Origin of the sequence: Promicromonospora sp. NPDC052451 (genome assembly GCF_044547525.1) — a bacterium.
GTDB lineage: Bacteria > Actinomycetota > Actinomycetes > Actinomycetales > Cellulomonadaceae > Promicromonospora.
On the sequence record NZ_JBIUAP010000009.1, the window covers coordinates 49006 to 73996 of the forward strand.

General features: G+C 70.0%; 29 protein-coding genes and 1 tRNA gene. 11 read left to right on the top strand and 19 right to left on the bottom strand.

What is annotated here, in order from left to right; all coding sequences use genetic code 11:
* Positions 1-87 precede the first annotated feature (87 nt).
* On the top strand, positions 88-396 hold the full coding sequence (locus ACIG47_RS16730; RefSeq protein WP_397413125.1) for a DUF1540 domain-containing protein: 309 nt from the start codon (positions 88-90) through the stop codon (positions 394-396).
* 81 nt (positions 397-477) lie between these two features.
* On the opposite strand, the gene ACIG47_RS16735 is transcribed toward ACIG47_RS16730, so the two are convergent.
* On the bottom strand, positions 478-1245 hold the full coding sequence (locus ACIG47_RS16735; RefSeq protein ID WP_397432118.1) for a hypothetical protein: 768 nt from the start codon (positions 1243-1245) through the stop codon (positions 478-480).
* 249 nt (positions 1246-1494) lie between these two features.
* On the opposite strand from ACIG47_RS16735, the gene ACIG47_RS16740 reads away from it, so the two are divergent.
* Positions 1495-4932: a sigma-70 family RNA polymerase sigma factor gene (locus ACIG47_RS16740; protein ID WP_397432120.1), complete on the top strand. Its 3438-nt coding sequence runs from the start codon at positions 1495-1497 to the stop codon at positions 4930-4932.
* Between the two features lie 12 nt (positions 4933-4944).
* Here ACIG47_RS16740 and upp read toward each other — a convergent pair whose 3' ends face one another.
* Positions 4945-5580 (bottom strand): uracil phosphoribosyltransferase, encoded by a 636-nt coding sequence (gene upp / locus ACIG47_RS16745; protein ID WP_253838007.1) that lies wholly within the window; start codon positions 5578-5580, stop codon positions 4945-4947.
* A 170-nt stretch (positions 5581-5750) separates the two neighbouring features.
* Between upp and ACIG47_RS16750 the strand changes: the two genes are divergently transcribed.
* The gene (locus ACIG47_RS16750) at positions 5751-6185 is read left to right on the top strand and encodes a nucleoside deaminase (protein WP_397413476.1); all 435 of its coding nucleotides are present in this window, start codon (positions 5751-5753) and stop codon (positions 6183-6185) included.
* An 18-nt stretch (positions 6186-6203) separates the two neighbouring features.
* Here ACIG47_RS16750 and ACIG47_RS16755 read toward each other — a convergent pair whose 3' ends face one another.
* Together ACIG47_RS16755 and ACIG47_RS16760 are read right to left on the bottom strand one after the other, a co-directional pair.
* On the bottom strand, positions 6204-6839 hold the full coding sequence (locus ACIG47_RS16755; RefSeq protein ID WP_397413133.1) for a hypothetical protein: 636 nt from the start codon (positions 6837-6839) through the stop codon (positions 6204-6206).
* The gene (locus ACIG47_RS16760; protein ID WP_397413135.1) at positions 6839-7975 is read right to left on the bottom strand and encodes an L-histidine N(alpha)-methyltransferase; all 1137 of its coding nucleotides are present in this window, start codon (positions 7973-7975) and stop codon (positions 6839-6841) included. Before ACIG47_RS16760 ends, ACIG47_RS16755 begins: the two co-directional genes overlap by 1 nt.
* 112 nt (positions 7976-8087) lie before the next feature.
* Between ACIG47_RS16760 and ACIG47_RS16765 the strand changes: the two genes are divergently transcribed.
* Entirely contained in the window at positions 8088-8978 is an 891-nt protein-coding gene (locus ACIG47_RS16765; protein WP_397413136.1) for a Sir2 family NAD-dependent protein deacetylase, read from the top strand.
* Here the strand turns inward: ACIG47_RS16765 and ACIG47_RS16770 are convergent.
* Entirely contained in the window at positions 8956-9915 is a 960-nt protein-coding gene (locus ACIG47_RS16770) for a transglutaminase domain-containing protein (RefSeq protein WP_397432122.1), read from the bottom strand. The two genes, ACIG47_RS16765 and ACIG47_RS16770, sit on opposite strands and share 23 nt — an antisense overlap.
* A gap of 175 nt (positions 9916-10090) precedes the next feature.
* Between ACIG47_RS16770 and ACIG47_RS16775 the strand changes: the two genes are divergently transcribed.
* Together ACIG47_RS16775 and ACIG47_RS16780 are read left to right on the top strand one after the other, a co-directional pair.
* Positions 10091-10411, top strand: coding sequence for a hypothetical protein (locus ACIG47_RS16775; RefSeq protein ID WP_397432124.1), 321 nt, complete (start codon positions 10091-10093; stop codon positions 10409-10411).
* A 35-nt stretch (positions 10412-10446) separates the two neighbouring features.
* Positions 10447-11016 (top strand): hypothetical protein, encoded by a 570-nt coding sequence (locus ACIG47_RS16780; protein WP_397432126.1) that lies wholly within the window; start codon positions 10447-10449, stop codon positions 11014-11016.
* Positions 11017-11234: 218 nt separating this feature from the next.
* Here ACIG47_RS16780 and ACIG47_RS16785 read toward each other — a convergent pair whose 3' ends face one another.
* On the bottom strand, positions 11235-11987 hold the full coding sequence (locus tag ACIG47_RS16785; protein ID WP_397432128.1) for a GntR family transcriptional regulator: 753 nt from the start codon (positions 11985-11987) through the stop codon (positions 11235-11237).
* Positions 11988-12175: 188 nt separating this feature from the next.
* Between ACIG47_RS16785 and ACIG47_RS16790 the strand changes: the two genes are divergently transcribed.
* Positions 12176-12262: transfer RNA gene (locus tag ACIG47_RS16790), tRNA-Ser, on the top strand.
* Positions 12263-12331: 69 nt separating this feature from the next.
* Here the strand turns inward: ACIG47_RS16790 and ACIG47_RS16795 are convergent.
* From ACIG47_RS16795 to ACIG47_RS16850, 12 genes are all read right to left on the bottom strand, one after another.
* Complete coding sequence (locus ACIG47_RS16795; RefSeq protein WP_397432130.1) at positions 12332-13528, bottom strand: tyrosine-type recombinase/integrase; 1197 nt, start codon at positions 13526-13528, stop codon at positions 12332-12334.
* A gap of 53 nt (positions 13529-13581) precedes the next feature.
* On the bottom strand, positions 13582-13809 hold the full coding sequence (locus ACIG47_RS16800) for a helix-turn-helix transcriptional regulator (protein ID WP_377223175.1): 228 nt from the start codon (positions 13807-13809) through the stop codon (positions 13582-13584).
* Positions 13810-13822: 13 nt separating this feature from the next.
* Positions 13823-15466, bottom strand: coding sequence for a replication initiator (locus ACIG47_RS16805; RefSeq protein ID WP_397432132.1), 1644 nt, complete (start codon positions 15464-15466; stop codon positions 13823-13825).
* Complete coding sequence (locus ACIG47_RS16810) at positions 15466-15804, bottom strand: WhiB family transcriptional regulator (RefSeq protein ID WP_397432134.1); 339 nt, start codon at positions 15802-15804, stop codon at positions 15466-15468. The genes ACIG47_RS16805 and ACIG47_RS16810 overlap by 1 nt, the downstream gene beginning before the upstream one ends.
* Positions 15801-16499 (bottom strand): DUF2637 domain-containing protein, encoded by a 699-nt coding sequence (locus ACIG47_RS16815; RefSeq protein ID WP_397432136.1) that lies wholly within the window; start codon positions 16497-16499, stop codon positions 15801-15803. The genes ACIG47_RS16810 and ACIG47_RS16815 overlap by 4 nt, the downstream gene beginning before the upstream one ends.
* Before the next feature lie 2 nt (positions 16500-16501).
* On the bottom strand, positions 16502-18184 hold the full coding sequence (locus ACIG47_RS16820; protein ID WP_397432138.1) for an FtsK/SpoIIIE domain-containing protein: 1683 nt from the start codon (positions 18182-18184) through the stop codon (positions 16502-16504).
* The gene (locus tag ACIG47_RS16825) at positions 18184-18429 is read right to left on the bottom strand and encodes a hypothetical protein (protein WP_397432140.1); all 246 of its coding nucleotides are present in this window, start codon (positions 18427-18429) and stop codon (positions 18184-18186) included. Before ACIG47_RS16825 ends, ACIG47_RS16820 begins: the two co-directional genes overlap by 1 nt.
* The gene (locus ACIG47_RS16830) at positions 18429-18653 is read right to left on the bottom strand and encodes a hypothetical protein (RefSeq protein WP_377223182.1); all 225 of its coding nucleotides are present in this window, start codon (positions 18651-18653) and stop codon (positions 18429-18431) included. The genes ACIG47_RS16825 and ACIG47_RS16830 overlap by 1 nt, the downstream gene beginning before the upstream one ends.
* A 41-nt stretch (positions 18654-18694) precedes the next feature.
* Entirely contained in the window at positions 18695-18958 is a 264-nt protein-coding gene (locus tag ACIG47_RS16835; protein WP_397432142.1) for a hypothetical protein, read from the bottom strand.
* Positions 18955-19107, bottom strand: coding sequence for a hypothetical protein (locus ACIG47_RS16840; RefSeq protein ID WP_397432143.1), 153 nt, complete (start codon positions 19105-19107; stop codon positions 18955-18957). Before ACIG47_RS16840 ends, ACIG47_RS16835 begins: the two co-directional genes overlap by 4 nt.
* Before the next feature lie 110 nt (positions 19108-19217).
* Positions 19218-19700 (bottom strand): hypothetical protein, encoded by a 483-nt coding sequence (locus ACIG47_RS16845; protein ID WP_397432145.1) that lies wholly within the window; start codon positions 19698-19700, stop codon positions 19218-19220.
* Positions 19700-20083, bottom strand: a complete 384-nt coding sequence (locus tag ACIG47_RS16850) for a hypothetical protein (protein WP_397432146.1) — start codon at positions 20081-20083, stop codon at positions 19700-19702. Before ACIG47_RS16850 ends, ACIG47_RS16845 begins: the two co-directional genes overlap by 1 nt.
* A gap of 122 nt (positions 20084-20205) precedes the next feature.
* Here ACIG47_RS16850 and ACIG47_RS16855 point away from each other — a divergent pair, with 122 nt between their 5' ends.
* Together ACIG47_RS16855 and ACIG47_RS16860 are read left to right on the top strand one after the other, a co-directional pair.
* Entirely contained in the window at positions 20206-20985 is a 780-nt protein-coding gene (locus ACIG47_RS16855; RefSeq protein ID WP_397432148.1) for a GntR family transcriptional regulator, read from the top strand.
* Positions 20985-21494: a GNAT family N-acetyltransferase gene (locus ACIG47_RS16860; RefSeq protein WP_397432150.1), complete on the top strand. Its 510-nt coding sequence runs from the start codon at positions 20985-20987 to the stop codon at positions 21492-21494. The genes ACIG47_RS16855 and ACIG47_RS16860 overlap by 1 nt, the downstream gene beginning before the upstream one ends.
* A 15-nt stretch (positions 21495-21509) precedes the next feature.
* On the opposite strand, the gene ACIG47_RS16865 is transcribed toward ACIG47_RS16860, so the two are convergent.
* On the bottom strand, positions 21510-23192 hold the full coding sequence (locus ACIG47_RS16865) for a DUF262 domain-containing protein (protein ID WP_397432152.1): 1683 nt from the start codon (positions 23190-23192) through the stop codon (positions 21510-21512).
* A gap of 454 nt (positions 23193-23646) precedes the next feature.
* On the opposite strand from ACIG47_RS16865, the gene ACIG47_RS16870 reads away from it, so the two are divergent.
* Positions 23647-23823, top strand: coding sequence for a hypothetical protein (locus tag ACIG47_RS16870; protein ID WP_397432154.1), 177 nt, complete (start codon positions 23647-23649; stop codon positions 23821-23823).
* Between the two features lie 217 nt (positions 23824-24040).
* Complete coding sequence (locus ACIG47_RS16875) at positions 24041-24655, top strand: hypothetical protein (protein ID WP_397432156.1); 615 nt, start codon at positions 24041-24043, stop codon at positions 24653-24655.
* The last annotated feature ends 336 nt before the right edge of the window (positions 24656-24991 follow it).

Consider the following 24991-nt stretch of genomic DNA (forward strand, 5'->3'; position numbering starts at 1 on the left):
AGGCATTCCTTGCTCTCCGCCTCCTGCATTTCTGGAATACGATCGAGGTATTCCGGAGGTCAAGCACGGCAGGCGAGGAGAGAACAGATGAGCACGCTGATGGAGATGCCCGAGGTCGTCGAGTGCTCGATCGACGGCTGCGGCTACAACCACGACCACGGCTGCCACGCGGGCGCCGTCACGATCGGCGGTCACACGGGGGACGCCTCGTGCGCCACGTTCATCCCGCTGAGCACGAAGGGTGGTCTGGAGAAGGTCATCGCCCACGTCGGTGCCTGCCAGCGCGGCGAGTGCCTGCACAACGACAACCTGGAGTGCGGCGCGCCGTCGATCCGGGTGGGTGCCGGTCCCGAGGACCCGGGCCACGCCGACTGCCTGACCTTCCAGGAGCGCTGAGTCCGCACGAGCGACAGGGCGCCCGCTCTCCGTCGAGCGGGCGCCCTGCGCTGGTTCGTGGGACGCCGGGGCGCCGCGGGCTCAGCGAGCCAGGTGGTCCAGCAGGAGCAGTGCGTCGTCGTGCGTCCCGGGCAGACGCTCCACCCAGACCCGGGTGGGCCGCCGCACCTCGGTGGTGAGGCCGAGCACCTCGGCGTTGCGCTCCACGACACGGCGGAGCGACTGGCCCAGCTCGGCGGTCGAGGGGCCGCGCTCGCAGAGCACCACGAAGGTGCCGTCCCCGATCGCGGCCATGGGGTGGCCCTCGCCGAAGACCTGGTGCAGCGTGCGGCCGATGGCCGCGGAGCGTGCCAGCCGCTGCCAGGTGTCGAGGTTGTCCAGGCCCACGTCGAGCACGAGCAGGCAGTGCGTGCTCCCGGCCGTGGTGCCCGAGCGCTGGGCCGCGCCGTACGTCTCGCGCAGCCGCTCGCCCAGGTACTCGCCGGTCGGCAGTCCTGTCGACGGGTCGCGCGTGGCGATCTGGTAGGGGACCCGCTCGCGTTCACCGACCCAGCCGATCGCCGCGGCGCGCAGCGCGCCCACGTCCGTCGGCCGGCCGAACGCGGCGTAGAGGCACGCCACGTCGTCCAGCGCCTCGGTGATCCCGGCACCGACAGCCGCCCGGGCCGCGCCCAGCCGCTCGGCGGGCGCGATCACGCCCCGGCCCTCGGCCAGGGCCTCGGCCAGTGCCTCTGCGGCGGGGTGGTCCCAGTCGTTCGGCCGGATCCAGACCGAGGCGAGGCTCGTGGCGCGCCACCGCTCGCGCAGGTCGTGAATTCGCACCCGCGCCTCCTGCTGTGACTCGCTCATGATGAAGGGACCCTCACGGGGATACATCATGACGCACCTTCGGGGTCGGAGTAGCACACTTCACCCGGAGGCTGTGGGCGATTTGTATTTTTCAGCCCCTGGGATTCGCGCTGTGGCTCTATAGTCTTGGGCAGGACACGGCCGAGAGTCTGGGTGGACGTGAAGCAAGTCGAGAGCAGTACCGGGGAGACCCCGAGCGACGCGGAACTGATCCTGCAGGTCAGGTCGGGTAACCGCGAGGCTTTTGGCGTGCTCTACGAGCGTCACGCGGCCGCCGCGCGAGCGCTCGCCCGCCAGTACGTCTCGCCCTCCGACGCCGAGGACGTCGTCGCCGACGCCTTCAGCAAGCTCTTCGAGATGCTCCGCCGTGGTGCCGGACCCGACACCGGGTTCCGCCCCTACCTCTACACCGTGGTGCGCCACCGCGCGTTCGACGTGCGGCGCGGCGCCGTGCGTACCCGGCCGAGCACGGACGACGAGATCGAGTCGGTGCTGGGCCGGGTGGCGTCCGAGGAGGACCCGGCCCTCGCCGACTTCGAGCGCAGCGTGGTCTACCGGGCGTACGCCGACCTTCCGGAGCGGTGGCGCGAGGTGCTCTGGTACGTGCTGGTCGACGACGTGAAGCCGGCGCAGGTGGCGCCGTTGCTGGGGCTCAGCCCGAACGGCGTCTCCGCGCTGCTGTACCGGGCCAAGGAGGCGCTGCGGGCCGGCTACCTGCAGCAGCACCTCACGCACGCACCGTCGGACACGTGCCGCACCGTCAACCCGCTGCTGGGCGGGTACGTGCGCGACAGCCTGTCCAAGCGGGAGACCACGAAGATCACCGAGCACCTCGCGACCTGCGGCACCTGCAGCGCGCTGGTGCTGGAGCTGCACGACGTGGCGCACGGCATGAAGACCGTCATCGCCCCGCTGGTGCTGGGCGCGGGCGGTCTCGCCCTCGTGGGCGCGGGGGCCCCGATCGGCGGGCTCGCCGTCGCGGCGAAGGCGGGCGCCGGTGCCGGTGCCGGAGCAGCGGCGGGCGCACCGGCCGCCACCACGGCGACCGTGGGCGCGGCCGGCACGTTCTCCGGCGGGGTGACGTCGGCGGTCACCGCCACGGCGGGTGCGGTCGCGTCCGCGGCGGCCGCCGCCACCGGTGGGAGCGTGGCCGCGGGCGCCATCGCGGTCGCGGCGGTCGGTGTGGTCGCGGCCCTGCAGATGGCGGCGCCGGTCGACGCCGGTCCGGTGGCCGTCGCCGACACGGTGGTCACCACGCCCGACGAGTCGGAGCAGCCCGGGACCGAGCAGGTCGACGGCCGTCCCGTGCAGCCGACCGACATCGAGCCCGGCGAGACCACCAGCCGCGCGTACCTCGTGGTCGGCTACACCGATGCGTCGACGCCGATGCGCCCGCGTGAGCGACAGGAGCTGTCGCTCACGGTCCAGAACGAGGGCGACGTCGCGGCCACGGGCACGCAGCTCGAGATCACGCTGCCCGAGGGCCTGACCGTCGCGCGGCCGGACGTGCCGTTCGGCACGGGCGCCGGTGCCCGCCTGGTGACGGCCTCGGTCGAGGACCCGGCCGGTGCCGAGCAGACCGCCGAGCCGGGTACGACGCCGACGCCCGGCGCCACCTCCGGCACGGGCAGCGCCGCGGACACTGCCACCGGCACCACCGAGGAGCCCGGCGACGCGCAGGCGATGCCGGACTCGGAACCGACCACCCCCGCCACCGTCGGGCTGGTCGAGACCGCGGCCCCGGCGGCCTGCACCCCGACGGAGCAGGACAACGTGCTGCTGTGCTCGCTGGGCGAGGTGACCGCCGGCCAGGAGCTCCGCGTCGTGGTGCCGGTCGAGGCCGGCGCGGGCGGCGACTACCCGGTCGGCGCCGTGGTCTGGGCCGACGGCATGGAACCCACCGAGATCGACCTCCCGGGCCGCACGGTCTCCCCCTTCGGTCAGGAGCTGTCCGCCGCGACCACCGACGTGTCGCTCGCGAGCCCGGGCACGGCCGCCCTGCCGGTGCGGGTGACCAGCACGGGCGACCGCGCGGTGCCGCCGGGCGGCTGGGCCGTCGACGTCACGCTGCCCGACGGCGTCACGCCGGCCGCGGCGCAGCCCGAGCTGTCCTGCGCCGCGGGCGAGCTGAAGAACGCGTGGCGCTGCACACCGCTCGCCGGCACGGACGCCGCGGCCACGGAGCTGGCCCCCGGCGCCACCGCCGACGTGGCCCTGAACATCGCGACGGTGACGCCGTCGACCTCGGAGTACGCCGTGCTCGGCTCTGCCAACGTCCGCCCGGTCCTGGACGGCAACGCCCACTCGGCGCTGGCCACCCTGGCGGTGACCTCGGCCTGGGCCGACGCCGCCGACGGTGTCGGCACGGTCGCCGCGTCGTGCGTCGCCACGGGCGGTGCCGGCGTCGCGCAGGCGGCCGTCACGGGGACGTACACCAACACGACCCAGCGGACGGTCCGGGTCGCCCTGGAGGCCGCCGGCGAGCAGGTCGCCTCGAAGGAGCCGCTCGCCCCGGGCGAGTCGGTCCGGCTGACGGTGCCCGACGGGCTGCGGCTCCCGGCCGGCCAGGCGGTCTTCGCCCTGGCCACCGACGTGGAGGGCGGCACGTACACGACGCGGGTCGCCGCCGGTGAGCACCAGCGGGCGGACTGCTACGTGCCGAAGTGGGACACGGACACGAGCGTGCGCACCCTCAACCAGGGCGGCACCGTGGCCGTGGAGGGCTCGATCACCAACCGGACCGACGAGACGATGACCGCGGTCATGCTCGTCCCGGTGGGCGACAGCACCCTGGAGTCGGTGCGCGTCCCGGTCGCGGCCGGCGGCAGCGTGACCCTCACGGTGAACACGGACCGCACGCAGCTCCCGGCGGGCGAGGTCACGTTCCGCCTCTCCCGCGAGGGCGTGGACACCGACGGCGACCTCCCGGTGGACCCGGTGGTGCCCAAGACCCACCCGACGGCGTCCTACGGTGCCGCGCGGATCGCCCCCGCGGTGGTCTCCTCGACGGTGGCCGCGGGCGCCTGCGAGTTCGACGCGACGCAGGACCACTCGGTGCAGACCTTCGTGGTCTCGGTGAGCAACAAGGAGTCGACCCTGCCCGTCCTGTTCCACGTGGGTGGCGTGTCCCGGACGGTCGCCGCCGGCGAGGCGATGCAGATCGAGTACCCGGTGGTCTGGGGCACCTCGACGGTCGAGGTGAAGGCGGCGGGTCGCACGCTGGGCACGCTCGACACGCAGTTCGAGTCGTGCGCCGAGCTCACCTGGCCCACGCAGGACCTGGGCGTGACGGTCGCCGCCGAGTGCACCGACTACCGGGTGGCGCTGACGGCGGCGGTCGAGAACCGCACCGCGCACGACTGGATGGGTGTCCTGGTGCGGGAGAGCAGCGGCGAGGTGGGCGCCGAGGCGCAGGTCGCCGCGGGCCAGACCACCCCGCTGACGCTCGTCCGCGACACCCTCATCAGCGAGGGCAGCAACGTGAGCGTGCGGCTCACGCGCGAGCTGGAGGGGAACACGCACACGGTCGAGCGGTCCTTCTGGGCCAAGGGCGCCGCCTGCCTCAACCCGGACGGCAGCGACGTGTGCGAGCCGGCCCCGGAACCGGAGCAGGGCGCCACGCCCGCCGCGACGGCAGGCCCCTCGCGCACGGGCCGGGGCTGGCCCTGGGGCGGCTACTGCGAGTGACCCCCCGGTCGCTCAGACGATGCCGTACAGCCGGTCCCCGGCGTCGCCCAGACCCGGCACGATGTAGGCCTTCTCGTTGAGCCGCTCGTCGACGGCGGCGACGACCACCGTGAGGTTGGCCCGGTCGCCGACGTGCTCCTCCAGGAGCTGGATGCCCTCCGGTGCCGCGAGCAGGCACACCGCGGTGACCTCGCGGGCGCCGCGCTCCAGCACGTAGTCGATGGCGGCGACCAGCGTGCCGCCCGTGGCGAGCATCGGGTCGATGAGGAAGACGTGGCGGCCCGTGAGGTCGTCGGGCAGCCGGTTCGCGTACGTGACGGCCTTGAAGGTCTCCTCGTCGCGGACCAGGCCGAGGAACCCGACCTCGGCGGTGGGCAGCAGGCGGCTCATGCCGTCGAGCATGCCCAGGCCGGCGCGCAGGATCGGCACCACCAGCGGCGGCGGGGACGCGAGCCGGGTGCCCGTCATGGTGGTGATCGGCGTCTTCACCTCGTGGGGCTCGGTGGCGATCTCGCGCGTGGCCTCGTAGGCCAGCAGCGTGACGAGCTCGTCCACCAGCAGGCGGAAGGTGGGCGAGGCCGTGGTCTCGTCCCGCAGGACGGTCAGCTTGTGGGCGACCAGGGGATGATCGACGACGTGGAGGCGCATGACGCCAACGCTACCGGGCGGCGGCGCACCGACACGGCGCGAAACCCCGGAACGTAGCGAGCCCCACACCTGCCGACGCGTTGTCGGACCTGCGGGTCACTAGGGTGACCTGTGTGTCTGACACCGCGGGGATGAGCGTCGCCGAGCGGCGCGCGTACTGGGAGCGCCTGATGGGTACCGCGCTCGACGAGGCACGCCGCGCCCTCGGCACCGGCGACGTACCGGTCGGAGCCCTGCTGCTCGACGAGTCGGGGCGCACGATCGGCGTCGGGCACAACGAGCGGGAGGCCACGGGGGACCCGACCGCGCACGCCGAGGTGCTCGCGATGCGGGCCGCGGCCCGGGCGCGCGGCGAGTGGCGGCTGACCGGCTGCACGCTCGTGGTGACGCTGGAGCCGTGCCCGATGTGCGCGGGCGCGCTCGTGCAGGCCCGGGTGCGACGCCTCGTGCTCGGGGCCTGGGACCCGAAGGCCGGTGCGACCGGCTCCGTGTGGGACCTGGTGCGGGACCAGCGGGCGCTGCACGAGGTCGAGGTGCTCGGGGGCGTCCGTGCGGACGAGTGCGGCCTGCTGCTGCGCGAGTTCTTCGAGGCCCGGCGCCGCTGACCGGGCGGGCAGGGCTCGTCAGACCTGGGGCAGGGCGGCGTGGAGCTGGTCCAGCAGCGTCCGCAGCCGCAGCAGGTACAGCCGCTCGTTGGCGAGGCTCGACATGGCCGAGCCGGCGTCGTCGGCGTCCTGGTGCTTGATGAGCATGAGCTCGAACTCGGTGAGGTCGCGCCGCCAGTTGTAGCCCTGCACGTGTTCGCGCCAGCGGTGGAGCTTCTCCACGAGCGCGCGGTCGGGCGATCGGGACAGCACCCCCGAGGCGAGCGCGGCGTCGACGGCGGACAGGGCCAGGCGCGGGCTCACGGACAGGGCCCGTGCACCGCCGGTGCGCAGCCCGGCGAGCCGGCGCTCGACGACGGCACGGTTCTGCTGCAGCTCGAAGCCCACCGAGCCCACCACCTCCGAGCGGCGTTCGGTCTCGGCGTTCTGCCGCTCGACGACGAGCCCGGTGACACCTGCGAGCAGGGTCAGGGAGTTGACCCAGGGCTCCCACTCGGGGCCGATGCCCAGGATCCAGAGGATCCCCAGCACGAAGGCGACACCCAGCAGCGCGTACGTGACCACGGCGACCGTGACCCTGCGGCGTCGTGCCCAGCGGCGGCTCGTCCAGGTCGCCACGACCCGGCGGCGCAGCAGACGCAGCCGCTGCCGCATCACTTCCACACGTCGAAGGCCGGCAGCTTGGCGGGCGCCGACTCGTCGTGGGCCAGGAGGCGCAGCTCCAGGCCGAACGGGCTGGGCCGCTGCGTGTGCCGGAACCGTTCCCGCTGGACGTGCGTGGCACGCAGTCCCGCGCCCGCGACGAGCTGGTCGATGCGCTCGGTCGTGTACTTGCGGGTCGTGTACAGCCGGATGGTGTCCTGCGGCGCGAGGTGGATGGGGCGGCTGCCCGGGATCAGCATCCGGATCTCCTCGCCGCTCGCGTTCTGCCAGTACACCCGCAGCAGGATGCTGTCGTCCTCGACGGAGCCGGCGAACCGGATCTGGTCGAGGTCTATCCGGAGGTCGGTGTTGTACCGCACCGCGCTCGCCACGAACTCGACGAACCCGCGGGTCTGCCGGTACTCGGCCTCCGCCGCCCGCACGGCCGTCGCCGTCAGGTCCTCCGTCGTGGCGAACTCGACGAGCATCCGGTCCTGCGGGCGCAGCACCCGGGCCACGCCGTTGAGGAACTCCTGGTCGTCGTCGAAGTTGGCCACCGTGTTGCCGACCAGCGAGTAGAGGATCGCCTCGTCGCCGACCAGGCGGTCGAGGAACAGCTTGAGCTCCTCGAGGTTGCCGTCCAGGGAGAGGTCGATCTGCAGGCCCAGGGAGCGGTCCAGGGGGAAGTGCGCGTCGCGGACCGCGGTGCGCGAACCCGTGCGGAGCATCTCGGCGCTCATGTCCACGGGGACGTAGAGCATGGACGGGTGGGCCCGGTGCATGGTCTCCAGGAACATCCCGTCCTTGGCGCCCGTGCCGACGCCCAGGCTGACCAGGTGCACGCACTCGTCGGTGACGAGGGGCGAGATGCTGCGCCACTGCCGGCGGAACATCTCGGTGCCGACCTTGATGACCATGTAGGTCGGGTCGTTCGACGCGTTGAACCAGGCGATGGTCGGCCCGATGCCCCAGTAGGCGTAGCCGGAGGGGACCCGCTTGCCGTCACCCGACGTGGAGTGACCGTCGTCGAGGTGCTGTGCCAGTGTGGCGAGCTTGTCCGACTGGTCCTCGCCCACGAGGGTCACCGACCAGCCGAAGTCGTCACCCGCCAGGGTGCTGTCGATCCTTGCGATTGCCGAGTCGCCCACGCCGTCCCCTCATGCCGCTGTGCATGCCGGGCCCCAGGCTAGCGGGCCGCGGCCCTGTGCGAAATGGAACACAGAGGGCGTGCGGCCGGGTGCCGGGGCATACCCTCGGAGGGTGTTTCCTCAAGCCCGTCCCACCACCTGGGAGCCGCAGGCCGTCGAGGTGGCCCGCACCACCGTGGACGACGCCGTGGAGGTGCTGACCGGCCTCCGCGTCGCCGCGCTCACGGGTGCCGGGGTCTCGACCGACTCCGGCATCCCCGACTACCGCGGCCCCGACTCCCCGCCGCGCAACCCCATGACCTACCAGCAGTTCGTGGGCGACGAGGAGTTCCGCCGGCACTACTGGGCCCGCAACCACGTGGGCTGGACGCACGTGAACCGGTCGCTGCCGAACGCCGGGCACCGCGCGCTGGTCACCCTGGAGGAGCGGGGCGTCCTCGCCGGGATCATCACGCAGAACGTGGACCTGCTGCACGAGGACGCCGGCTCCCGCAACGTCATCGACCTGCACGGACGTTACGACCGGGTGATCTGCCTGTCCTGCGGGCGGGTCATCTCGCGAGCGCACCTCGCCGAACGGCTCGACGCGCTGAACCCGGGCTTCCTGGAGTCCGTGGGCGAGGTCGCGGACATCGAGATCGCGCCCGACGCCGACGCCGTCATCGAGTCGACCGCCCACTTCCGGCCCGCGCCCTGCGAGTTCTGCGGGGGCGTGCTCAAGCCCGAGATCGTCTACTTCGGCGAGAACGTGCCGCGCGAGCGGGTCGAGCGCGCGTACGCGCTGGTGGACTCCGCCGACGCGATCCTGGTCGCCGGGTCGTCGCTCACCGTGATGAGCGGGCTGCGGTTCGTGCGGCACGCCGCCGAGGCGGACAAGCCGGTGGTGATCGTGAACCGCGGCATCACCCGCGGCGACAAGTACGCGACGGTGAAGATCGACGCGGGTACGAGCGACGTCCTGCAGGAGCTGGCGCGGCGCCTCAGCGGGCCGCCAGGTCGGTGACGCCGCCGTGGCCTGTCGGGGAGAGCGTCAGCACGCGCTCACCGGGGTGCAGCCGGGCGTCCTCGCGGTAGAGCTCGGCGAGCTGGTCGGCCGCCTCGCCGTCCCCGGCGTCGGCGGCGACGAGCAGGTAGGCCAGCTCGTCGGCGACGGCGTCGAACTCGGCGTCCGACATGTCGGCACCGGGTAGACCCGCGTCGCGGACCCACGCCGCCGCCTGCCCGCCCGCGGCCTCGCGGACGAACCGCGTGCCGAGCTGAGGCCCCCACAGGTCCCAGAGCAGCAGCTCGTCGCGGTGCCGGTGCGCCACCTCGTACAGCACGTAGGACCGCACGAAGTCGCGGCCGCGCACGTCCTCCGGCAGGTCCGGTCCGACGCCGAACGTCGCCGGGTCGGCCGTGCCCGCGCGGATCGCGAGCCAGGCCTCGGCCGCCGTGAGGAACGGGGAGGCGGGTCCGGTCGGCATGTCGTGCACGTCGAAGTCGAAGTCCACCTGGTCGAGCTCGGGGTCGTAGCGCACCCAGCGGGTGCCGTCCCAGCGCTCGCCCACCACGTGGTCGGTGTGCCAGTCCGGTGTGATGTACCGGGCGAACCCGATCCGGGACCGGGCCGGCACGTCGTGCGTGCGCAGCACGCCCAGGGTGAGCAGCGTGTGGTCGCGGCAGCATCCGGCGACCTGCTGTGCCTGCGTGCGCGGCCCGTCGAGCGGCGCGCGCGACTCGGCGGCGTCCAGGATCGAGGAGAGCCAGCGGCGGTCCGGGTCGGCCTTCTGCGCCTCGGTCAGCGCCGGCCCGCCGGCGCGGTAGTGCACGACGGCGGTGCAGGCGAAGCGGTGCAGCGCCTCCGGGTCGGTGCTCAGCTCGGCGAAGTAGCCGGCGTGGTTTCCGGGGTTCGAGTACGGACTGTGGTCCGTGTAGTCGAAGAGCGTGGGTGCGGGCATCGGTGTCCTCCCTCGGCGGTGTCGGCACACTACCTCTCCGGCACGGGCGGGCGACAGTCCCGGCCACCGCCGTCACGGCGAAGCAAGATTGTCGGACAACCTAGATACTTATGTAGGACGTCGCTACTCTGGTCGTGCAGCGAGAACCGCCCGCCCGCGCCGGAGGATGACCGCCATGGCAAAGACGACAGCGCATCAGTGGCCCGTGCGGCGTCGGCTCGGCCTCCTGGTCCGGGCGGTGCCGCGGATCCGCCGCAGGCCGCGGTCAGGCGGCGCCGACGGCGACACCGGGACGGCCGACCGGACCCGGCTCGCGGTGCGCGCCGGGATCCTCTCCCTGCGCCTCGACCTGATGGTCGACGATCCCGACGATGCCGTGGTCGCGCTCGACCGCGTCCTCGCGACCCTGCGCCCGGGCGACCGTGTCTACGTGGTGGGTCCGCCGGGCGTGGCAGGGCGCCGGGTGGACGAGCGGCCGTTCACCATCTGGGCCTGACCGTGCGGGGACCGGGCTGGCTGGTGGAGCGGCACGTGACTGCCGCACGCACCGCCGTCGCCACGGTCACCTACGGGCTGCTCGCCACGGCTTTCGTGCTCGGCGTGCTCTGGTTCGTGCTCCCCGGGGAGCCCCGGTGGGAGCCTGCCGTCAACTCGCTGACCCTGGTGGCGGGCATGACGGGCCTCGTCGTCGAGCGCCTGAGCAGCGAGGCGGAGCGGCACGCCCAGGTGCTCGCCGCGGTGCGGCGCGAGCTGGAGCGGAACCGGGCGGTGCTCGCGGACAACGAGTTCGCCCGGACCGCCGACGACCGGCTCCGCGCGGTGTTCGCGCGGCTCGCGGTGTCCGCCGTCGACGCCGCGCTCGTCTCCGGTGCGCTCGACCGGCGCCGGGACACCGATCTGGTCAACGGGCTGCACCGATGGCGCGACACCGTCCAGGGGTTCAACCGGCGCCTCGACCTCACCGAGAACATGAGCGTGCTGGAGCGGCAGTCGGCGGGGGAGCGGGAGGTGTGGGACGCGGCGATGCGGGTGCGTGGCGGGTACGTGGCAACCACGCGGTCGCAGCTCGACGAGCTGCTGCGGGTGCTGCCGGTGCGGTGAGGATCCGCGCGCCTTCGGCGGTCACCGCTCCGGGGTGAGGTGGCCCCGCGAGGGTGTGTTGCTGGCAGTAGACGTTGTCTACCGAGAGTGTCACGCCTGCGCGAGGCACACCGATCCGGGTCGAGTCGCGTCGTCCTGGCCGGCCGGTCGAGGCACGCCGGCGGAGTGGCCCGGCGGGGTGGGATCGGCCGGGGCGGTCTGGGCTCCGCGCGTCGTGGTCAGGCGGATTCCGGCGGCGTCCGCCGGGAGTACGCCGCCGCGACCGTCCGCTCGGACTGCACGAGATAGTCGTCCAGCTCGGCGGCTGCCGCCGCGCTGTCGCCGGAGAGAGTCATCTCCAGGATCCGCGCGTTGCGGGCCACGTAGGGGGCGTGCAGGTACTCCGGGTTCGCGAGCAGGCCGAACGCGAGGCGCAGCTCCGCCGAGACCGTCGCGTAGAGCCGGTCGAGGTGCTCGCTGTCGCAGAGCGCGACGATGCCGCGGTGGAACTCCATGTTGGCGGTGCCCGCCGCGCGCCAGTCCTGCGCGTCACGGGCCCGCTCGGCGGTCTCGACGGCGTCGCGCATGATCGCCGTCGCCGGATGCCCGGGCAGGGCGTCGCGCAGGGCCTGCCCCTCGACCATGCGGCGCACGCGGTAGATGTCGAGGATCGAGGCGAGCGTCGGGACGGCGACCATGACGCCGGCGTGCGGGCGTCGCACCAGCAGGTTCTCGTAGGTGAGCACCCGGAAGGCCTCGCGGAGGGTGTTCCGCGAGACCGCGAGGGTCTCGGCCACGGACTTCTCCGAGAGTCGTTCCCCGGGGCGGGCCGTGCCGGTGATGATCCAGGTACGGATGGCGGCGGCCGTGCGCTCGACGAGATCTCCGGCCTTGGCCTCCGCGGTCTCGGTGTGGCCTGTGGCCGCGGCAGAGTCCGTCGCGGCGGTGTCCGCGGTGGCGGAGCCGGGTTCTGCGTCAGCGGTCGTCGCCATGTACCCACTCTACGGTCGCGACCGTCGGAGGTGCTCTACGGTCGGGCCGAGGACGCCGGGCGTGGCCCGCCGTTTCGTAGGACAACCGCCGATCTGACGCAACGTGTGCCACGGCACGGCAACCGATTCGTGGAACCGGGGTCCGACCGGGTATCCTGCTACGGCCCGCTGCTGATGCGGTGGGCAAAGGTAGCGTGTCCGAGCGGCCTAAGGAGCACGCCTCGAAAGCGTGTGTGGGTGAAAGTCCACCGTGGGTTCAAATCCCACCGCTACCGCACCCAGAAGGCCCCCAACCGCGTAACTCTGCGGATCTGGGGGCCTTCGTCATGCCGGGCACTCCGTTTTCACTCCGGATTGGCTTCCGGACCGGCTTCGGCCTCTGCCTGTTGGACGAGCTGATCGATGACGATCCGCAGGTCCGGGGCGATGTGCGTCCGCCTCACATAGTGCCGCACGGTGGTTCCTTCGTCAGCGTGTCCGAGCAGCGCCGTCGCGTTCGCGATGGTCGTCTCATTCGCGACCCGGGTCGCGATCGTCCGGCGGAAGTCGTGCGGCGTCACGGTGATGCCCGTTCCCTCGCGAGCCTGGCGCAGCTGCTCACGAACACGGCCGGGGGAGCGGGGCGTGCCCTCCGTCGATGGGAACACGAGTTTGTCCGGCCCGCCGTCGAGGCCCAGGCCGATCGCCTCTCGGAGCGCCGTGACCACGAAGTCGGGAAGCGTGATCGTGCGTCGCGAGGTGTCTGACTTCGGCTTGGGCTGTCGTGCCAGCCGGCCCTTGACGACGCCCGCCGGCGTGGTCTCCTCGACCCGGACCACGGTGCCGGTCACGGTGAGCGTCGGCACCTCGGCGTCCAGGTCGAGGTCCGTTTGCCGCAGCGCTAGACACTCACCGATCCGCAGGCCCGTGCCGATCATCGTGTCCACGATCTGGGGCAGGAGCGTGATGCTCCGCTTGCCACGAGTGGCCGGGGGACGGTTTTCCCAACGTCGGACGGCGGCCCGCAGCTTCACGATGTCGTCCAGTTCGAGCGTGTGCACCTCAGCCCGCCGAGGCTTGCGAACGGTCACGGCATCGCGAACAGGGTTGAACGGTGCAGCGCCGTAGCGGACGCACATCATCATGACCTGCGAAAGCACGTTGCGGGTCTGGCGGGCGGTGTCGTGCTTGCCGGCAGCGCTCAGCGCCATCAGGACCCGGTTCACCGCGACAGGCGTCACCTCCCGCACCCGCAAGGCGCCAAGAGCCGGCCGCAATTCACGGTCCAGCGTGGCGACGTAGGTGTTGAGCGACTGCGAGGCCACCTGACCCTCGGCACGTTTCTCGCGGACCCACTGGTCAAACACATCTGACATCGACGTCTCTGGCTCGACCGCCGTTGCCCCACCGACGAGCCCCGCGTCACGCATGGCGTGGAGCTTGTCTTCCAACGCGCGTTCAGCCTTCGGCGCCGACGCCCCACGGGCTTGAGGACGGTGATAGTGACCCGCGAAATCGCGGAACCGTGCCTGTGCCACCCACTTGCCGGGCTTGATCTCCACGCTGCTGATGTGGCCCCATCGACCAGGTTCCAGGGCTTCTCGTCCTCCCACGATCAGCCCGCCTTTCGGGTGTCGGTGACGCTGTCCAGCCACGCCTCAACCTCGGCCGGGCGATACCGCAGCCGCGCCCCGACACGAAGCACCTTCGGACCGCCGCCACGGCTCGACCAGGCGTAGACGCAGTGCAGCGTCACACCCAGGTACTCGGCCAGTTCGTCCGGCGTCATCAGCCGGCGCGAAGATGCGGCGCCGATCGACCTCACGTTGTCGTTGCTACCCATGACATCCCCTTCATCAGGCCGCGTGCGCGGCTGGTGTTGCGGCGGTTGCCGAACGGTTATCCACAGGCCCTGTTGATCCAGGTGGGGCCAGGCCGAGGGCTTGTTTCGCGGCGTCGTACTGCCCACGCCGGCGGAGGTGCTCTTGCAGGCTCGCGGTGATCACAGCTGCGTAGGTGTAGGACCCGGCTTCGGGCTCACGCCAGACGTACCGGGCGTGCCCATCGCTGGTCTCTTGCGTGGTCGAGAGCCGGTCGGCGTCGTCGTGCTCGATGCCCGCGGCTTCCAGGGCCTGGCGGACGACGGCGGCACGGTCGGCACGGTGCTGCGTGAGGGTCTTGCCCGACCACCCGCGCGAGACCAGGACACGGCGACCACCCAGGCCGAGGTTCTCCCGGTCGTGCGCCGGAGACAGGCACCCACCGGGCTTCATGCCCGGCGTGGGGTTCTTGGGCTGGACGCCGTACCGGAGCCAGTTCGCGCAGTCGGGGCCGCAGGGCAGGACCCTCACGTGAGCGTGCAGCCGGTCAACGTGCTTGTCGTAGGCGACTCGGGCGGCGGTGTCGGCGTCGTCATCTCCTGCGGCGTAGGTGCCGGAGATGGACTTGGTGAGGTACTTGCACAGGTAGCGCACCGCATGGTCAGAGTCCGGCGTGCCACCCAGGAGGCCCTTGATGTCCACCTGCTTGCCGAGCCGGACGACGTGCGCGGGGTCCTGCAGCTGGGCGGTGGCTTCCTTCCACGTCGGCAGGACCTCACCCGTGTGCGGGTCGAGGTAGTTCGCGGACTCCTCATGCCACACCGGGGGTTCGGTGTGCTCGCCGTAGACGACATCTGCGTCGGTGCACGGCGGCCACCAGGCAGCGAAGTAGGTAGCGGCGGCGACCTGCTTCACGATGGCGCGCGGGATGGTGCCCCGGATCGCGGCGTGCAGGTGCGGGGCCAGGCGCTTCTGAGGCTCGACGGCGGCGAAGTATTGGACCGTGTAGCCGGCGCAGCGCCGCAGGTTCTGCATGAACCGGTCGACGACGCGCGAGAACATCAGGGCGTCCAACGCTGCCTTGCGGTAGTCGTAGGTGCGGGGGTTGGCCGGGACCCCGGTGGACTCCCACGTGCCGTCAGCGCGACGGCGGCGGCCGATGTCGCCGTATGAGCCGAGCGTCAGAGTCAGGAACATCGAGGGCCGGAAGGTCTGGCCGGTGCGAGGGTCGGTGAAGGTGCGCCCGAGGGTGCCGCTGCTCATCTTCTGCGTGGGCAGGTCCGGGACATCGGGACGACGACGAGTCGAGCGAGTCACCCGCTCAGGAGCTGGCTCGTCCTCCTTCTCGTCGTCGTCCTCGTCCTCGTCGGGTGCCGCAGTCGGTGCCGGGGGCAGGTCGGGTTCGTCGTCGCGGTGCCAGCCCTCGCGGCACTGGTGCATCCGCAGACGACGAGCCTTCTCGGCACACGCCTTGCACTTGGACTCACGAGTGGAGCCGCAGGGGATCGGCACCAGGTGCGTGACGCCGGTCTCGCGGTCGAACACGGACCGCACCACGGGCGAGGTGCAGACCCCGTTGGCCTCAGCACCAGCACGGGCAAGGTCGCGCGCCTGGCGGGCGGCATCCTCGACGTCGAGGCCCACAGCGTGCGTGTCGAGGGTGGTGCGGAACGAGACCATCAGGCAGCTACCTCCACAACATCGGCAGTCGTGTCGAGACCGGGAAGATCGAGGGGCAGCGTCCCCTGCACCGGCACGGGCGCGGTGTCGTCGGACAGTTCGGCGAACAGGTCGGACCTGGAGACCTCGCGCCACTGTGTGCGGTCGGCGCCGGCCCAGAACCCGGCAGTGGTCTCCTTCGTGACGACCTCACGAGCGCACGCAGCGGCGATGGGGCACCGGGCGCAGACACCGAACATGCGAGCCATGTCGGCGGGCGCGGCGTTCTCGCTGATCCACGGGAGCCTGACGTTTTCCGGGCGGGCGCAGGCAGCGCCGGTCAGCCGGTCGGTGCTCATGCCGTCACCCCTGGCATGTCCAGGCCCGGCAGGATGCTCTGCTCAACGGGGCCACGAGGGCGGGAGGTCCGTGACGACCGGACCGGACCCAGCACGGGGACGGGTGCCGATGACGGAACTGGAGTAGCCGGCTCATCGACAGCCGACTCATCATCAGCCGGCGCAGGTTCGAGGGCCGGCAGCGGGGCCGGCGACGGCAGCGCTTCGGCGGGCTCAGCTTCTACGTGGTTGGGCTCGACAGCCGGCGTCGGGTCGTCGGTCACGACGAGGGAGGCAAGGGCGTGGGTGGAGGTCAGGACGGACAGGGGTGCGAGGGCGACCAGGACGACGCCGACGACCGTGCGCAACTGCGGGCCGACGTCGTAGGCGTGAGCGGCGTTGGCGCCGATGGATACGACGGTGAACAGCAGCATCAGTGTCCAGGCCCAGGCCGAGGAGCGACCCCGGGAACGGAGCACCAGCGCAACGAGTCCGTAGACGAGCACGGAGGCGTCGATCACGACGGGGACGAGGAACGCGATCCCTTCGGGGACACGGCCCCAGAGTGCGGCGTCGCGTAGCGAAGCGAACGACAGGGCGAACGACGCCAGGGCGACGGCCGCGGTGGTGATGACCGTGACGATCAGGACGGGCCGGGAGTCGGCGGCGATCCGGGCCACCGGGCCGGCAGTGCGAGCGGGCCGTGCGGTGTTCATCGTCAGTCCTCCTCTGAGGCCGGAGCAGCGGCCGGGCGGGCGGCACGGGGCGCACGGGGTGCCCGGGGCTTGCGCGGGGCGCGGGGCTTGCGCGGACGAGGAGCCGGGTTGTCTTCCGGTACGTCGGCGTCGGTAGGCATGTCGTCGGGGTTGGCGACGACGGCGAGGCGTCCACCAGCGCGGGCCCAGGCTTCGGCGGCGTCCATCCCCGAGCGCGGCGCGGCGGGAGCGTCGAGGAGGGGTGCAGCTGCAGCGTCGGTGGGGGCGGCGTAGTGCAGGGCGGTGGCGCGGATCAGGTCGTCTGACCAGTAGTCGAACCGGACGAGTACGGGGGTGCCGTCTTCGGTGACGAGATAGGCGGTGCCGGGGTCGTTGCGGTTGATCGTGTGCGCGGGACCCAGGGGCGCGAGCCCTTCCAGGACCATCACGGTTTCGGTCTCGCTGTCGAGCCGGAGGGCGATGCGTTGGGTGTAGAGGGAGCGGGTGCCGCCCACGGCTTCCTGACGGGGGTTCTGTCCGCACGAGAGCACGACGACGCCGAGGGCGCGTCCCTGGGTGAGGATCTTGGACATGAGCCGCTCAGCCTCACGGCGGGTGTCGGGTTCGGCGTAGGCCATCAGGTCCGAGAGCTCGTCCACGATCAGGACGTGCAGCGGGTCACCGGCGGCCGGCACGTGGAGGCGGGAGACTCCGCGCATCGCGGCGCCGCGCTCATCGATGACGGCCAGGAGGGCACGCAGGACCCGTACGGCGTCCTCGGCGGAATAGGCGACCTGCCCGAACAGTGCGCGGCCGGTCTCGATCTCCAGACCCTTCTTGAGGTCCACGCCCCACAGGCGAACCAGGCCGGCGTGCACGGCGGGGGCGAGACCGCCGACGACGGACCAGAGCACGGAGCCCTTGCCGGAGCCGGAGGCGCCGACGACGAAGGTGTGTCGGCCCTGGATGACCAGGCGGCACTCATCACCGGAGCGAGTGCGCCCGACGGGGACGGCGTTGGTGGTGATCTTGTCGGGGTTGGGCAGTCCTGCCGAGCGGGGGGCAAGGCGTGCAGAGGTGAACAGCACCAGGTCCAGGATGCGCGGGGTGACCTGCACGGTGTCGTAGCCGTGCGCGGAGTACGCCGTGGTGAGGGCCGGCGCCGCCCTGCGAATGGTGTCCAGGGTCTGGCCCTCGAAGGTCTGGATTCGCAGGGTCACGGACCCACGTCCGTGGAGGACCTTGCGCAGGCGGGACACGGTGACCGTGCCGTCCCTCTCCAGACGGTGGAGCCCGCACGCCTGCGCGGTCTTGACCCAGGATCGGCGGATTGCCCAGGCGTTCGTCCGACGCCGGTAGTGCCACGGGAACAGGGCGGCCCACAAGCCCAGGAGTAGGCCCGGGCTCATGGAGGCCACCAGCAGGAGCAGAGGGCCGGTGCTGCGGTCCCCGGGCCACTCCGCCAGCACGAGGGCCCCGTGCCAGAGGAACGCGAGCACGAGCCCGACCACCGGGACGCCGGGGTGCTTGACGGCCCAGGTACCGCACGCTCGGGTGAACCCCCATGACCGGCGGGCCAGGAACACCGCGACGCGAACGAGGATGCGCCAGAGCAGGCCCAGGCGACCGGGGCGGCCTGTTGTCGCGGCGATGATCCGGGAGCGGGCCCGGGCGTCGTAGTCACGGAACTTCGCGGCCGGGTTCATCACTCGTCCCCGTCCCGCTCGGCCCGCAGGCGGGTGAGGATCGTTCCACGCGCGGCGCTCATGGTGTTGTAGACGGCCCACGACTCCTCGCCCAGGTCCCTGTGCAGGCCTGAGGCGTCCCACGCGTCCTCGATCCGGTTCCGGGCCTGGGACCACTGCACGAGAGCGGCGTCGGTGTACTTGGCGGCGTCCTCCAGCGCCTCGACCACTCGGCGGTTGATCTTCTTGGTCGTGTTCTGAGACATCAGGTCATCCCTTCCTTGGCCTCATGCGGTCGCACGAGGGCTTCGGCTTCATCGATCAGCGCGTGCAGCTGCACCCGCACCTGATAGATCCGCTCGGCCAGGTCGGCGTCCAGGGGGACCAGGTACGCCCCACCGAATGCGAGCAGCGCGTACGCCTCGTGAATCTGAGTGACGCCGTCCCGGGCCGTGGTGACCAGGTCTCGGCGTTTGGCGGCCTCATCCATCGCGGGATCGGTTGGGCCCGTGTACGCCCACCGCTTCGGCATCAGCCCTGACCCCCGTTGCCGGCCGGCCGGCCGACCCATCGGCCACGCGCGTCGTAGAACTCGGGCCGTTCGACGCGGTGTGCGGCACGGGCCGCGCGGCGGATGTCTTCCTGTAGCGGCTTGGCCAGGTCGTGCATGCCCTGGATCTGATCGGCAGCGCCGAGCGCTCCTGTGCTGTTCAGGACACGCGCTGCACGGGCAAGCGCGTTCACGGCTTGAATCAGGTAGTCGGCGGCGATGGCCAGGTCATCGGCACGGGTCACTGGGAACCACCTGCCCGGGGCAGGAGGGCCAGGCCGAGAGCGGCGGGCAAGAGCAGCCCGGTCCCGGTCAGGAATCCTGCAGTCCCGGCGCCGACCAGCCAGACCATGTCGGTCAGTGCACCGCCGATGAACGCGACCAGGCCGGCCATGGCCAACAGCCACGAGGCGCGAGAGATCAGGGTCAGGACCCGACGGGCCGGACCCGAGGGGGCGGGAACCGAAGCCCCCGCCGCCCCCGATGCGTGACGCGGCAGGTTCATCACGCAGCCGCCTTCACGCCGTCGCCGGAGCTAGCCGACTCGTCGGCGATGCCATCGGTGTGCTCGTCGGTGTCGCTGCCCGCACCGAACAGCGAGACTGACTCCCACCCATCCCTGGCACCCGGACCAGTCGGTGTGGGGTGATCGGCCAGCGGCTCGAACGCGGTCACCCGGACCGAGTACGGGACCATCCGTGGGTCATCGCAGATCCAGCCCGACCAGTCCCGCCGCAGCTGCACAGGCAGGCTGTAGCTGAGCGCGTGGACCGACTGCGCGGCCGGCTCCAAGCCCGCACGTGCCGCAATCCGCTCCGCCCCGGCGAAGTCGTCGGCGTGCACGTCCAGGACCAGCACACCCACTCCCGAGGATTCCCGGTCGGGGTAGAGCGTGTCCGAGCCGAGCGTGATGGTCAGGGCGCCGATCGACCACAGGCCGTCCAGAACCCGGAGCACCGCGAGCAGGTGCCCCACAGGCGCCGTCATCAGGCAGCCGCCTTGGGTGCGGTCTTGGCGCCGGCCATCTCGGAGATGCCGGATGCCTCCCACGAGGTGGTAAGCCCGTTGTTGCGGCGGTCGACGCGGACCGAGGCAACCAGGTCCTCGAACTTGATCGGGGAGAACAGCGACGGGGCGGGCATCTCCCGGGCCGGGACCGTCACCTTGACCGACTCCGTGGAGACCCGGCCCCAGTTCACCGACTGGTACACGACCTCGACACCCCACAGCAGGGCGCCCGTGTTCTCGTCGCGGGCCTGGACATCGCCCGGACGACGCTTGCCGTCCACCTCGATCCACTCATTGACCGGCTCCACAACGCCGGTCGCCATCATCTGCTGTCGGTTGCTGTCCACAGCGAACATCGCCATCTCTGCATCTCCTCGGTCACCTGTTGGTTGGCAACTGGCTTAAGCCAGTGACACAGACCATAGACTGGCTTGAGCCAGTTGCGCAAGAGGGTGGCTTGAACCAGTTCGCTAGTGTTGGCTTCATGCCTGATCAGCGACCCCACGGCGAGAACGCCGAAGCGCGCGAGATCGCTGCCGCGCTGCGGGAAGCGATCCACTCCGGCGAGTTAAACGCCGGCGACAAACTGCCCTCTGAGCGCGTCCTAGCTGCGACGTACCACGGTGCGCGGAACACGGCCCGGGCTGCCGTCCAGGAACTCATCCAAGAGGGCTTGGTCCGCTCTGAGCACGGCCGCGGGTACTTCGTCCGTGAGCGTCCGCGCTGGATGCGATTCGGTCGCCTGCGGTACACGACTCCGATGCGAGCAGTCACCCGGCACGGCCCGTTCGGAGCTGAAGCCCGAGCACAGGGCAAGACGCCGCGGGTCGACGTTCGCAGTGCCGAGCGCGTCCCGGCTGACGTCGACGTGGCCGAACGGCTCGGCGTCGAGCCGGGGACCGACGTCGTCAGGCGAGAGAACTGGTACTACGCGGATGAGGTGCCGATGCAGATCGGCATCACGTTCATCCCGTGGTCCATCGCCGAAGGCACTGCCCTCGCGAAGGCCGAGAACCTCGGCAAGCGTGCTCTCTACGGGCATCTCGAAGACCTCGGATACACGATCGCGAGCATCCGCGAGGAGATCACTGCGCGGCCGGCCACCCGGGAAGAGGCCGAAGCGCTCGACCTGCCCCCGGGCGTGCCCATGATCGACCTGTGGCATACCGGCATGACCGCCGACAAGCAGCCGTTCGAGGTGACGAACTTCTGCATGCGCGCCGACTATTCGGCACTCGACTACGACATGCCTGTGGACTACTGATGAGCGTGACCATTCGTCCCCGTCGCGACGAAGACCTTCCTGCCCTCGCCGCCGCACTGGTCCGGGTGCACGCCCAGGACGGCTACCCCGTCGAAGGTGTCGCGGACCCCGAAGGCTGGCTCCGCCACGACCGTGAGCTGCAAAGCTGGACGGCTGTGGAAGACGGTCTCCCCATCGGGCAGGTCGCGCTCATACGTGCCGTACCCGAGGATGACGCCGCACGGGCTTGGCGGGAGCACAGTCATGGCGATATCGACCGTTTGGCAATCCCTGCACGCCTATTCGTGGATCCCGGCCACCGAGGCACCGGAGCCGGCCAGCTCCTGATGGAAGCTGTGTTCGGATTCGCCCGGGCCCGAGGACTCGCCATCGCGTTCGACGTCATGCTCAAGGACCAAGCCGCGATCCGGCTGTATGAACGCCTCGGAGCTGTCCGAATCGCCGACCTCACACACCACTATGGTGACGGTCTCAATGAGCCAGCCGCGGTCTACGTCGCCGCAAGCTAATGCCGCAGGCGCTGGCTAGTCCGTCAGCGAGTCTTCTGAATCGCTGTCACCACTGGATGCTTCGACTTCTTTGGGCACCTGATCATCCCAATCGCAGAGCGCCTGGACGTGCTCGTGAAGGGTCTTCGAACGTTCCTCAAGAAATAGGTCGAAGTCGTCCACTAGCGCGGCGTCAAGCGCAGCCTCCGAGACCAGGCAGGTGGCGAGTAATTCGACCACCTTGTCTCGGCCAACATTCGCGATAATCTCGCCCAGATATTGGCTCGGTGCCTTGTTGCTGATATTGATGTTACTTGCCGAAGTCAGCAGAACAATGTTCGCGACAGCATTAATCTCGGAGACGTCCCTGCCGGTGCTCGACAGAAACTGCTGCGGGAAGAAGTGGTGAAACTCTTTATCATTCGACCATGCAAGCGACTTGTCGACGTCGATAACTTGTCCGGATATCAAATCTCGCGGTTTGGCTGCACCGAGCATCAGGCCGAGCATCTTGGATACCGCACTATTAGATCGGAACGGCCGGTTCTTCCACAGGGTCCTCGTGGGCACCACCCACGCGTGGTCGAGTTCGGCCCGCGTGCCGTCCGCGAACTCGCGGACCACTCGGGCATCCGTCGCCATCTGGCTGTTGTTCCAGCCAGCGAAGTAAGTGCTAAGCGTGGTCCGCCAGAACCAGTGTCGAATTGCCGCCAATTGAGTGGCGTTGGGCTGTGGAAGTGCTCTAAAAAGTTCTGCCAGGACGGCAAATTGGTTCGTGTATGGCAGTGCTTCTGCGCGAGGTACACCGACCTCAGTCGAAAGGAAATCCGCAGCAAGCTCGGAGGCCCTTCCCAACTCCGTCGAAGCCTCGTTCAGATTCTCCTCACTGGCGTCACGCAGCTGATCGATGCTGTCCGCCGAGAAATCCTTGCCCGCCGCAGCGGCGAGCGCTCGAAGGAGCGTCTTGTCCTCAATCGAGTTGAATCGCTTGGGTTCGAGGCCTGCCTTGATGCTTCCTAGCGACTTGCCCAGGTCGAAGCTTGTCGACCATGTGGCCGCGCGCATCAGGTCGAAAATCGTGAGCCGGGTGCCCGTCGAGTTAATGCGTTCGAAGACCGGCGCGACGTCACGAATGCTCATGTCGCCTAGCGTCACAAGAGGAACTTGATAATCCGTGAACCGATCGAACAGAAACTTGGCTCTGCGCTGAAGCCCATCCGTCTCGATAGCCGACGTTCTACTGAAAAATTCGGACGGGCTCTTCAGTAGCCGAAGCGGGATCTGTGTGATGGGCAGCTCTTCGACAGAATCTGCATGATGGAAAGACGCCGTTGCAAGATTGAAATAGACGTTCCAGACGCTTTTTGCTTCGCCAGGCGTCCAGTTGAGGGCGCCACAGATGGTCGAGAGACGCTGCTGGCCGTCGAGCAGGTAGTTAACGGGGTACTCGGCAGATCTTGGACCAACGTCAAGGTCTGCAATCGACCGCTTACTCTTTAGGTCTTGACGAGATTCCCAGACCAGAAGGCTCCCAATCGGGTAATTCTTGTAGATGGAATCGAGTAGCTGGAGTATCTGTGGGCGCTTCCACACAAATGGGCGCTGAAATTCCGGCAGAGCGATGTCTCCGTCAAGAACGCGCTCCGCGAGCTTGGTGATCCGCTCAGACGTCGGCTTGGGATCGTGAGTTGTCTTCTCTTCGGGCTGCTCTGCCGTCATATCCACACGCTAGCGTGGGCTTGCCCGGCGAGTAACGAAGACAACGGGTGAACTTCGATACCGAAGGCGGCGCATCGATCGCCTGGTCGAGAGTCGGAGATTGCCGAGTTGACCTCTATAAGATCAAGGCGCGCCTGGCGGCGCGCGGGCCCGCGCCTTCGGCGGGGCCCCGCGATGGGGACCCCCGCGACCTCCGGCGCCTGGGGGCGCCTCCGGCCGCACCCCCACCGCACCCCACCTGCGTCGCTGGCCCATACAGGACAGAAAATGTCCGGCAGTCGCCCCAGAGCCGTTGCGCTCTGGAGCCCGTTCAGTAGACGTCAGCAAGTCGCGGTGGAGTGGGTGATCTTCGACCTCCCGACGTCGAATCGCGGGCGGGCGCTGATGAATCGCCGTACCTTCGGCGTCAAAGCTCGCTGCGTACGAAGCGCGCGGGGGAACAGGAGGACGTCAAATGGCCGACGAGACGGCACCCGAGAAGCCCATCGAGGAGCTGCGCGACGAAGTGCGCCGGCTGATGCTCCAGGCGTTGATCGGGGCGCTGGCGAAGCCTAAGCCCAACCTCGATGTGAACAAGGTCAGGGCAGTCGCCGAGGCGTATGCGTTCATCACGGCTCCCGAGAGGTCCTGAGCAGATGGATGCAGGGCCCCAGCACCTCCCGTATATCGCGGGCGGTCACGGCGGCCGGCGCCCGTAGCCGGTTAGGTCGAGCAACCGCCTAACAACCGCCCGCCCGACGCCAACGCGTCAGGTCGTCCGCGGTCGGACGCGAGCTCTGGTCCGACCTGCGAGGTTGCCGTTGTTGGTGGGGCCCGGTCGATCGAGTGCCGGGCTACGCTTTCGAGCCATGAGACCCGAAGTGTGGGCGTTGCTGGGCGTCGTGGTAGGTGCGCTGCTGAGCGGAGCCCTCCAGCTTGCACACTCGTTCCTTCAGCGCCGCTGGGCAAAGCAGGACTCGACTAGCGGGCACTCTCGGGAGCGAACGGCCCGACTCTTCGACTACCGCCGCGACGCGTATCTCGACTTTCTCCAGGCGTACCGCCATTACCGCGCGATCACAGACGACTACCTGTATGCGCTCTCCGCTGGGAAGGGGCCGGAAGCGCCATGGGGAGACATGGACTTTGAATCCATCGAGTTCGCGCTTGAACGGGTCGGCATCTACGGCAGCGAGGCGGCCTACCAGATCGCGCGAGAGATCCACGAGGCGGTATTTCTCCTCGGCGAGACGGAGAATCACTACCACGCTGGTGACATCGAAGCCGCGAAACGACAGGCGACGTTGGACCGGCATAAGATCGACAAACGCCTTGACGAGTTTCGCGAAGCTGTCCGGATCGATCTGGGCGTGGACTCGGACCAGACGGAACGGGCACAGCAACTCGCCAAACGGCAGCATGTGCCTCAGATCATCTTCCTCCCGCCGGACGGAAACCCAGGTGAGGTTGAGCCGGCCAACTGATCCGCAGGCGAGATTCAGATGTCTTGGGGTGGCCGTCCGACACCGAGCACGAGACCGGTACCGGGGCCGGTCAGCGAGTCATCTCACCAGTGGAACGACGTCCGGCCCTCGGAGGATCTTCATCGACGAGGTACCACGTCAAGGCCGCTCCGCGTCACTGCGTGATGGCGCAAGTGCCAGCCTTGACCCGGCACTACGCCGACGAACCACGTGGCAGGGAGCCGAACGACGCCCCACCCCGAACGCGCCAGGATGTCTCCGTTTTCGCTCCGGTTTGCGGTCCGCATTGGTGCCAACGCATCCAAGCCGGTCAGAGTGCGATCACGGTATCTGCGC